Annotated in this window: 7 protein-coding genes; 6 read left to right on the top strand and 1 reads right to left on the bottom strand. The window is 67.0% G+C overall.

Annotated elements, in window-relative coordinates:
* The first annotated feature begins 13 nt into the window (after nt 1–13).
* From V6M42_RS02460 to V6M42_RS02445, 4 genes are all read left to right on the top strand, one after another.
* Nucleotides 14–811, top strand: coding sequence for a TonB-dependent receptor domain-containing protein (locus V6M42_RS02460; RefSeq protein ID WP_332676911.1), 798 nt, complete (start codon nt 14–16; stop codon nt 809–811).
* 77 nt (nt 812–888) lie between these two features.
* The gene (locus V6M42_RS02455; RefSeq protein WP_332676915.1) at nt 889–2,415 is read left to right on the top strand and encodes a tryptophan halogenase family protein; all 1,527 of its coding nucleotides are present in this window, start codon (nt 889–891) and stop codon (nt 2,413–2,415) included.
* Nucleotides 2,412–4,199 (top strand): alpha-amylase family glycosyl hydrolase, encoded by a 1,788-nt coding sequence (locus tag V6M42_RS02450; protein ID WP_332676909.1) that lies wholly within the window; start codon nt 2,412–2,414, stop codon nt 4,197–4,199. Before V6M42_RS02455 ends, V6M42_RS02450 begins: the two co-directional genes overlap by 4 nt.
* Nucleotides 4,196–5,821, top strand: a complete 1,626-nt coding sequence (locus V6M42_RS02445) for an alpha-amylase family glycosyl hydrolase (protein WP_332676907.1) — start codon at nt 4,196–4,198, stop codon at nt 5,819–5,821. Before V6M42_RS02450 ends, V6M42_RS02445 begins: the two co-directional genes overlap by 4 nt.
* Before the next feature lie 2 nt (nt 5,822–5,823).
* On the opposite strand, the gene V6M42_RS02440 is transcribed toward V6M42_RS02445, so the two are convergent.
* Nucleotides 5,824–6,852 (bottom strand): LacI family DNA-binding transcriptional regulator, encoded by a 1,029-nt coding sequence (locus tag V6M42_RS02440; RefSeq protein WP_332676913.1) that lies wholly within the window; start codon nt 6,850–6,852, stop codon nt 5,824–5,826.
* 89 nt (nt 6,853–6,941) lie between these two features.
* Here V6M42_RS02440 and V6M42_RS02435 point away from each other — a divergent pair, with 89 nt between their 5' ends.
* Entirely contained in the window at nt 6,942–9,023 is a 2,082-nt protein-coding gene (locus V6M42_RS02435) for a glycoside hydrolase family 97 protein (RefSeq protein ID WP_332676905.1), read from the top strand.
* 100 nt (nt 9,024–9,123) lie between these two features.
* The coding region (locus tag V6M42_RS02430) for an MFS transporter (RefSeq protein ID WP_332676903.1) at nt 9,124–9,425 on the top strand (302 nt) is incomplete at its 3' end.

Raw genomic sequence — 9,425 nt, 5'->3', positions numbered from 1 at the left:
GGCGCGTGCGCGCATGGATCAGCTGAAGCCCGGCGGCGGCGTCAATTTCGATACGTCGAAGCGCGACAATACCGACGTCAATGCGTCGCCCTGGTCGCTCGACCTCGGCAATGCGAAGCTGCGCCCGCTGATGGCCGACACGGTCGATGTGGGGCTGGAAAAATACTTCGGGCAGGGCGGCTATGTGTCGGTCGGCGGCTTTTACAAATATCTCGAAAATTACATCTATCGTCAGGTCAATCCGTTCGACTTCACCGACTTCGAGGTTCCCGACGGCGGAACGGTCGGCACGCGGGCTGGGCTCAGCAAGCAGTGGCTGAACGGCAATGCCGGGCGCGTCTACGGCGCCGAAGCCTCCTTCTCGCTGCCCTTCGCAAACTTCACCCAATCGCTCGACGGCTTCGGGGTGCTGGCCAGCGCCTCCTATACCAAGAGCCGCGTGCGCGAAGGCGGGCCCGACTCGATTTCGATGCCCGGCCTGTCGAAATGGGTCGTGAACGGAACCGCCTATTTCGAAAAGGCCGGTTTCCAGGTGCGTGCGTCGGGCCGCTATCGTTCCAAATTCCTCGCCGAGGTTTCGACCATCAGCCTTGCCCGCGACATGTTCATGGCCAAGAGCGAGTTCGTGGTCGATGCGCAGGTCGGCTATACCTTCCAGAGCGGTGCGCTCGAAGGGCTGGGCGTGCTGTTCCAGGCATCGAACCTCACGAACGAGCCTTTCGTGACCTATTACAACAATGATCCTCGCCAGATCCGCGACTATCAGAACTATGGTCGCAACTTCATGGCCGGTATCACCTACAAGTTCTGACATGACAGGTGGGCCGGCCGGAAACCCCGGCCCACTTGTTTGCGGGACTGAAGGCCCTTCGGCGGCGGGCGAGCGGCATGAGAGGAACGGACAGGGTGGGCGATAGTCGCATCACGAAGGTGGTGATCGTCGGGGGCGGAACGGCGGGCTGGATGGCTGCCGCGGCGCTGTCCCGCACGATGGAGAATCTCTCGATCCGGCTGATCGAAAGCGACGAGATCGGCACGGTCGGCGTTGGCGAGGCGACCATTCCGGCGATCCGCTTGTTCAATGCCCTGATCGGCATCGACGAGGATGAATTCATCCGCGAAACGCGCGGGACGTTCAAGCTGGGCATCCAGTTCCACGACTGGGGCCGGATCGGCGACGTCTATATGCACGCCTTCGGTCAGATCGGGCGCAGCCTCGGCATGCTGTCCTTTCCGCAATATTGGCTTCGCGGGCGAGCCGAAGGCGTCGCGGGCCGGCTCGGCGATTATTCGCTGAACGAAACCGCGGCGCACGCAAACCGCTTCGCGCGGTTACCACAGATTCCGAGCACAAGTCTTGATGGCATCGCCTATGCCTTTCATTTCGACGCCGCGCTTTATGCCGCCTATCTGCGCAAGATCGCCGAACGGGCGGGGGTCGAACGGACCGAGGGCAAGATCGCCAGCGTCCGGCGCAATGCCGAAACCGGCCATATCGAGGCCGTCGTGCTGGAAAAGGGCACGGCGATCGACGGCGAGCTCTTCATCGACTGCTCGGGCTTTCGCGCGCTGCTGATCGAGGAGGCGCTCGGAACCGGCTTCGAGGACTGGACGCACTGGCTTCCCTGCGACCGCGCGATCGCGGTGCCGAGCGAAAATGCCGGACCGGCGCGGCCCTATACGCAAGCGATCGCGCACAAGGCCGGCTGGCAGTGGCGCATTCCGCTCCAGCACCGGACCGGCAACGGCCATGTCTATTGCAGCGACTTCATCAGCGAGGATGAAGCGACCGCGGTCCTGCTCGCCAATGTCGAGGGCCGCCCGCTCGCCGAACCGCGAACGCTGCGCTTCCGGACCGGCATGCGCAGCCAAGCGTGGAACTTCAATGTCGTCGCACTGGGCCTTGCCTCGGGTTTCCTTGAGCCGCTCGAATCGACCAGCATCCACCTGATCCAGAACGGCATCGCCAAGCTGCTGTCGCATTTTCCCGATCGCGATTTCGATGCGGCCAACATCGATGCCTATAATCGCCGTATCCGCTTCGATTACGAACGCATCCGCGACTTCGTCATCCTCCACTACCACGCGAACGAGCGCACCGACTCGCCCTTCTGGATCCGCTGCCGCGAGATGGAAATTCCGGAGACGCTGGCCCAAAAAATCGACCTGTTCCGAAGCCAGGGCCAGATCGTTCGCGAAGGAGACGAGTTGTTCGTCGAAATCGGCTGGTTCCAGGTGCTGGCGGGCCAGAATATCGAACCCAAGGGCTATCATCCGATGGCCGACGCGCTGACCCGCGAGGAATTGTCGGGCTTTTTCGCCGACATCGGGACGATTGTCGCGGGCGCCGCGTCGCGCCTGCCCACCCATGAGGATTTTATCGCGCAGCATTGCGCGGCAGGAGTGCCCGCGTGAGCCTTTTCACCTCCCTCATCGCGCTGACCCTCGCGGGCGCCGCGCCTGCTGCGGTGCCGGCCGAGGATTATCGCCGGCGGCCGCCCGAGGATGAGGTCATCTATTTCGTCCTTCCCGACCGTTTCGAAAATGGCGATGCGAAGAACGACCAAGGCGGGCTGAAGGGCGGCCGGCTCCAGACCGGCTACGATCCCGCCGCCAAGGGCTTTTTCCATGGCGGCGACCTCGCGGGCCTCACCAAGCGGCTCGACTATATCGAGGGGCTGGGGACGACCGCGATCTGGTTCGCGCCGATATTCAAGAACAAGCCGGTGCAGGGGCCGAAGGGCGACGAGAGCGCGGGCTATCATGGCTACTGGGTCACCGACTTCACCCAGGTCGATCCGCATTTCGGCACCAATGCCGAGTTCAAGGCCTTCGTCGATGTGGCGCACAAGCGCGGGATGAAGGTCTATATGGACATCATCGCCAACCACACCGCCGACGTGATCCGGTACAAGGAAGGCGAGGCGGAGGGTTTCCCCTATCGCGCGATCGCCGACTATCCCTTTTCGCGGCGCGGCGGGATCGGCGGCGCGCCGATCAATCCGGGGTTCGCGGGCGACCATGTCGCCGGCGCGGAGAATTGGAAAAAGCTGACCGATCCGGGTTTCGCTTACACCCCCGTCGTCCCCAAGGGCGAGGAGACGGTAAAGGTCCCGGCCTGGCTCAACGATCCGGCCTATTACCATAATCGCGGGAACAGCAATTGGGTCGGCGAGTCGGCGCTCTATGGCGATTTTTCGGGGCTCGACGATCTCGCGACCGAGAACCCGCGCGTCGTCGACGGTTTCATCGACATCTTCGGCCGCTGGATCGACGACTTCGGTATCGACGGCTTTCGCATCGATACCGCGAAGCATGTGAATCCCGAATTCTGGCAGGCGTTCGTGCCCGCGATGCGGGCGCGCGCGAAGGCGCGCGGCATCCCCAATTTCCACATCTTCGGCGAGACCTACGACTTCCAGTCCGGCACGGCGGCCATGCACACCGTGGTCGACGGCCTGCCGACGGTGCTGGACTTCGCCTATCAGCGCGTCGTCCAGAACATGGTCACGGGCGTCCAGCACCCCGACGCCATGGGCTATCTGCTGATGGAGGACGCCATCTACGCCGGCGGCCCCTCGACCGCCCTGCGCCTGCCGACCTTCACCGGCAACCACGACATGGGCCGGATCGGCCATCTGATCCTGCACGCCAGACCCGACATCTCCGACGCCGAACTGCTGGATCGTTCGACCCTGGCCCACGCCCTCGTCCTGCTGGGCCGCGGGGTGCCCGTCATCTACTACGGCGACGAACAGGGCTTCACCGGCGACGGCGACGACCGCCGGGCGCGTCAGGACATGTTCCCGACCCGCGTCCCCTCCTACGCCGACGACCGCCGCATCGGTTCGGCCTCCGGCCCGTTCGACGTCGACGCCGACATGTACCGCCGCATCGCCGAAATGAGCCGCGTCCGCGCCGCCGACAAACGCCTGCGCCACGGCCGCGTGGTCGTGCGCACCGCCGACCAGACGCCGGGCGTCCTCGCCATTTCCCGTCTCGATGATGACGGCGAGACCCTGGTGGTGTTCAACACCTCGACCGAGGCGCGCGACGTCAATGTCGCCGTCGAGGCCGGGTCCGCCGAATGGCGCGCCCTGATCGGATCGTGCCCCGCCCGCAGCGCCGCTCCGGGCTCAGTCTCCGTGTCCCTGCCCGCCCTGGGCTATCTTGTCTGCGTATCCGAAAGACCAGCGTGACCGCCCAGATTCTCGAACAGCCCGCTTCCCTGACCGACGCCGCCGAATGGTGGCGCGGCGCCGTCATCTATCAGGTCTATCCGCGCAGCTTCGCCGACACCAACGGCGACGGCGTCGGCGACCTGGCCGGCGTCACGGCGCATCTGGAGCACATCGCCTCGCTGGGCGTGGACGGGGTCTGGCTCAGCCCCTTCTTCACCTCGCCGATGAAGGATTTCGGCTATGACGTCGCCGACTATTGCGACGTCGATCCGATCTTCGGAACCCTGGCCGACTTCGACCGGCTGATCGAGAAGGCGCACCGCCTCGGCCTCAAGATCATCACCGATCTGGTCTTCGCCCACACCTCGGACCAGCACGACTGGTTCAGGGCGAGCCGCCAGTCCCGCGTCAACCCGAAGGCGGACTGGTTCGTCTGGGCCGACGCGAAAGCCGACGGCTCGCCGCCGTCCAACTGGCAGTCGGTGTTCGGCGGCCCGGCCTGGACCTGGGATGCGCGGCGCGGCCAGTACTACATGCACAATTTCCTGCCCGAGCAGCCGCAGCTGAACCTGCACAATGCGGATGTGCAGGAGGCCCTGCTGGACGCCGCCCGCTTCTGGCTGGACCGCGGCGTCGACGGCTTCCGCTTCGACGCCATCAACTTCTCGATGCACGACCCGAAGCTGACGGACAATCCGCCCCTGCCGCCCGGCGGCAAGCGCACCCGGCCCTTCGACTTCCAGGACAAGGTGCACAACCAGTCCCAGCCCGGCATCGTAGACTTCCTCGCCCGCATCCGCGCCCTGACCGACAGCTACGGCGGCCGCTTCAGCGTGGCCGAGGTCGGCGGCGACCACGCCGAACGCGAGATGCAGGCGTTCACCCAAGGGCAGGACCACCTGAACAGCGCCTACGGCTTCCTCTACCTCTATGCCCCCGCTCTCGGCGCCGCGCTGGTGCGCGAGGGCGCCGAGGCCTGGCACGGCCGCGACGGTCAGGGCTGGCCGTCATGGACCTTCTCGAACCACGACGCCCCGCGCGCCATCTCGCGCTGGGCCGAGGGCCGCGATCTGCGCGCCTACGCCGAGATGGCGATGCTGCTGCTGATGACACTGCGCGGCAACGTCTTCATCTATCAGGGCGAGGAGCTGGCCCTGCCCCAGGCCGACGTCCCCTTCGACCGTCTGGTCGATCCCGAGGCCATCGCCAACTGGCCCCAGACCCTGGGCCGCGACGGCGCCCGCACCCCCATTCCGTGGACGGAGCATCTGCCCCAGGCCGGGTTCTCGACGGTCGAGCCATGGCTGCCGCTGGACCCGCGCCACGCGCCCCTGGCCGTCGACCGGCAGGAGGCCGATCCCTCATCCATGCTCCACGCCACACGCCGTCTGGTCGCCTTCCGCAAGGCGCACCCGGCGCTGACCCTCGGCGAGATGACCCTGGCGGACAGCCCCGACGACCTGCTGGTCTTCGAGCGCGTTCACGGCGGCGAACGGCTGGTCTGCGTCTTCAACCTGGGTCACCAGCCCGCGGCCTGGACCGCGCCGCAGGGCCTGCGGATCATCGAGTCGGTCAATCTGGACGGCTCGCCGACGGGCCTGTTGCCGCCCATGGCCGGGCTGGTTCTGGCGGCGGGATGACCTCAGCCGCCGCAACTCTCGCGCACGATCAGGTCGGTGGGGATCCGCTCCGACCGGCCGACGGAGTCGCCGGGGTTGTCGAGCAGTTTGGACACCAGCAGGCGGCCCGCCTTCATCGTGTCCTGGGCGATCGTCGACAGGGCGGGGCGGCTGTAGCGGCTGAACGGCACATTGTCGAAACCGATGACGGAGACGTCCTCGGGCACCCGCATGCCGGCGTGCAGCAGGGCCCGCACGGCGCCCAGGGCGATCTGGTCCGAGGCGCAGACCACGCCGTCGAACTGCACCCCGCGCCGGATCAGGCTGTCGACCGAGGCCTCGGCCGACTCGACCTCGAAATGGGCCTCCATGATCAGGTCGGGATCGACCTCGATCCCCGATTTGGCGAGGGCTTCCAGATAGCCGCGATGGCGCTGCATGGCCTCGGGCGGATCGAGGTCGCCCAGAAACACGATCCGCTTCCGCCCCAGACGCGCCAGATGCAGCGTGGCGCGCCGGCCGCCGGCCAGGTTGTCCGACCCGACCGAGCAATAGGCCTGATCCGGCATCTGGGCGCCCCAGACCACGAACCGGCCCTCGGTCTCCGCCAGCCGGTTCAGGCTCTGGTGCAGGGTGCTCTGGCCGAGGAAGATCACGCCGTCGGCGCGGCTGGTGTTCATCGCCGCCGACAGGTCGTCGTAACTGGTCGGCGAGAAATGGCTCATGATGACGTCGCAGCCGCGCTCGCGCGCCGCCTCGCCGACGCCGGCCAGAAGCTCGAGGAAGAAGGGATCGCTCAGCCGGCCCTCGCGTCCCTGCGGACGCGGCGTCACAAGGGCGATCACGCCGTCCGCGCCGATCGGACCGGCGGGCATGTAGCGGCGGAAGGGATAGTCGTGCTCTCGCGCCAGCTTCCAGATCAGCTGTTTGGTCCGCGCGTTGACGGCCGGACTGTCGTTCAGCGCCCGCGACGCCGTGGAGATGGACACGCCCGCCAGCTTGGCCAGATCTTCCAGTCGGGTGTTGCGGCTCAAGCGGGCGCTCCGGTCGATTTCCTGTCTGCAAAATTTGCTGCAAACCTTGCTTGTTCTGCGCCGCTGCGGCCGCGCTTGGCAAGTGCCGTTCCGTGGAGTGTTGCCTGATGTTGACCCGCCGGTTTCTGATCTCGACCACCGCCCTGCTGGCGACGATGCCCGCTGTGGCCCGGGCCCAGGACGTCGCCCAGGCGCCCGCCTCCGGAACCGCCGCCGCCCGCGCCTCGTCGCCCGACGGCGTCCTGTCGGTCGAGGTTTCGGTCACCGGCGAGGGCCGCGCCGACTACACCGTGACCCGCATGGGCCGCACGGTGATCGCCCCCTCGCGCCTGGGCTTCCTGCTGACCGACGCGCCCAAGCTGGAGCGAAACTTCACCGTCACCGCCGACGCGCCCACCAGCCATGACGACACATGGGAGCAGCCGTGGGGCGAGCGGCGCTTCATCCGCAACCGCTACACCCAGCTGCGCGTCCACCTGACCGAGCGCAACGCCCCGAACCGGCGGCTGGACGTCGTCTTCCGCCTCTATGACGACGGCCTCGGCTTCCGCTACGAGGTCCCCGCCCAGCCGGGCATGACGACCGTCAACATCGCCGCCGAACTGACCGAGTTCGCCGTCGCCGACGCCGGCACGGCCTGGTGGATTCCCGCCTTCGAATGGAACCGCGAGGAATACCTCTACAACCGCACCCGCATCGACGCCGTCGGCGTGGCCCAGACTCCGCTCACCGTCCGCACCGACGACGGCCTGCATGTCTCCATCCACGAAGCGGCCCTGACCGACTATTCCGGCATGAACCTGCGCCGGGTCGAGGGCGGGCGGTTCAAGGCGGCCCTGACGCCCGGACTGACCAATGCGGCGGTCCAGCTGACCGCGCCCTTCGTCACCCCCTGGCGCACCATCCAGATCGCCGACAAGGCCTCGGACCTGGTCACGTCCAGCCTGATCCTGAACCTCAACGAGCCCAACGCCCTGGGCGACGTCAGCTGGTTCAAGCCGATGAAATACGTCGGCGTCTGGTGGGAAATGCACCTCGACACCAAGAGCTGGGCGTCGGGACCCAAGCACGGCGCGACCACCGGGAACGTCATCAAACACATCGACTTCGCCGCCGCCCACGGCTTCGGGGGCGTGCTGGTCGAGGGCTGGAACAAGGGCTGGGACGGCGACTGGTTCGGCAACGGCTGGGACTACAGCTTCACCGAGACCTACCCTGATTTCGACATCGAGCGGATCGCCGCCTACGCCCGCCAGAAGGGCGTCGAGATCATCGGCCACCACGAAACCGGCGGCAACGCCTTCCACTACGAACAGCAGATGGACGCGGGCTTCGCCCTGTACCAGCGGCTGGGCTGGCATTCGGTCAAGACCGGCTATGTCGCCGACGCCGGCGGCGCCCGCGTGCGCGGCCCCGACGGAAGTCCGCAGCTGGCCTGGCACGAGAGCCAGCCCATGGCCCAGCATCACCTGCGCGTCGTCCAGGCCGCCGCCCGCCATCAGGTCGCGGTCAACGCCCACGAGCCGTTCAAGGACACCGGCCTGCGCCGCACCTACCCCAACATGATCTCGCGCGAGGGCGCGCGCGGCATGGAATTCAGCGCCTGGGGCCAGCCCGGCAATCCGCCCGAGCATGAGCTGAACCTCGTCTTCACCCGCCTGCTGGCCGGGCCGATGGACTACACCCCCGGCATCTTCGGCATGGAGACCCGCGCGCCCGACGGGATCGCCACGACCTGGGCCAAGCAGCTGGCCCTCTATGTGACGATCTACAGCCCCATCGTCATGGCCGCCGACCTGCTGGAGAACTACGAGGCCAACCCCGGCCCGTTCCAGTTCATCAAGGACGTCGCCGTCGACTGGTCCGACACCCGCGTGCTGAACGGCGAGGTCGGCGACTTCGTCACCATCGCCCGCAAGGACCGCAACTCCGACCAGTGGTTCCTCGGCGCCATGACCGACGAGCATCCGCGCGTGCTGGACGCCTCCCTGTCCTTCCTCGACCCGGGCCGCCGCTACCGCGCCGAAATCTACCGCGACGCGCCCGACGCCCACTGGAAAACCAACCGCGAGGCCATCGTCATCGAGGCCCGCGAGGTGACCGCCGCCGACACCCTGAGCCTGCGCCTCGCCCCCGGCGGCGGCCAGGCCATCCGCTTCGTGCCGCTGGGCCGGGGAGTGAGACAATGACGACTGCAGCGTCTTCCGTTTCCCCGAAATCACAGCGGAATCCGTCGTTGAATTCTTCGGTGGTTTCGGCCCGTTTCGCCGCCTTCTCCAAGGCTTCTGCATGACCGCCGCCGCTGACTCGATCCTGCGCACGCGGCCGCGCCTCAGCCACCTCGCCATCTGGAACATGTGCGTCGGCTTCTTCGGCATCCAGATCGGCTTCGCCCTGCAGAACGGCAACGCCAGCCGCATCTTCCAGACCCTCGGCGCCGAGGTCGACAACCTCGCCATCCTGTGGATCGCCGCGCCCCTGACCGGCCTGCTGGTCCAGCCCATCATCGGCCATTTCAGCGACCGGACCTGGGGCCCGCTGGGGCGCCGCCGGCCCTACTTCCTCGTCGGCGCCATCCTGACCTCGGCGGC

It is taken from the genome of Brevundimonas sp. (genome assembly GCF_036677305.1).
Lineage (GTDB): Bacteria > Pseudomonadota > Alphaproteobacteria > Caulobacterales > Caulobacteraceae > Brevundimonas.
This window is presented reverse-complemented; position numbering and strand designations above follow the sequence as displayed.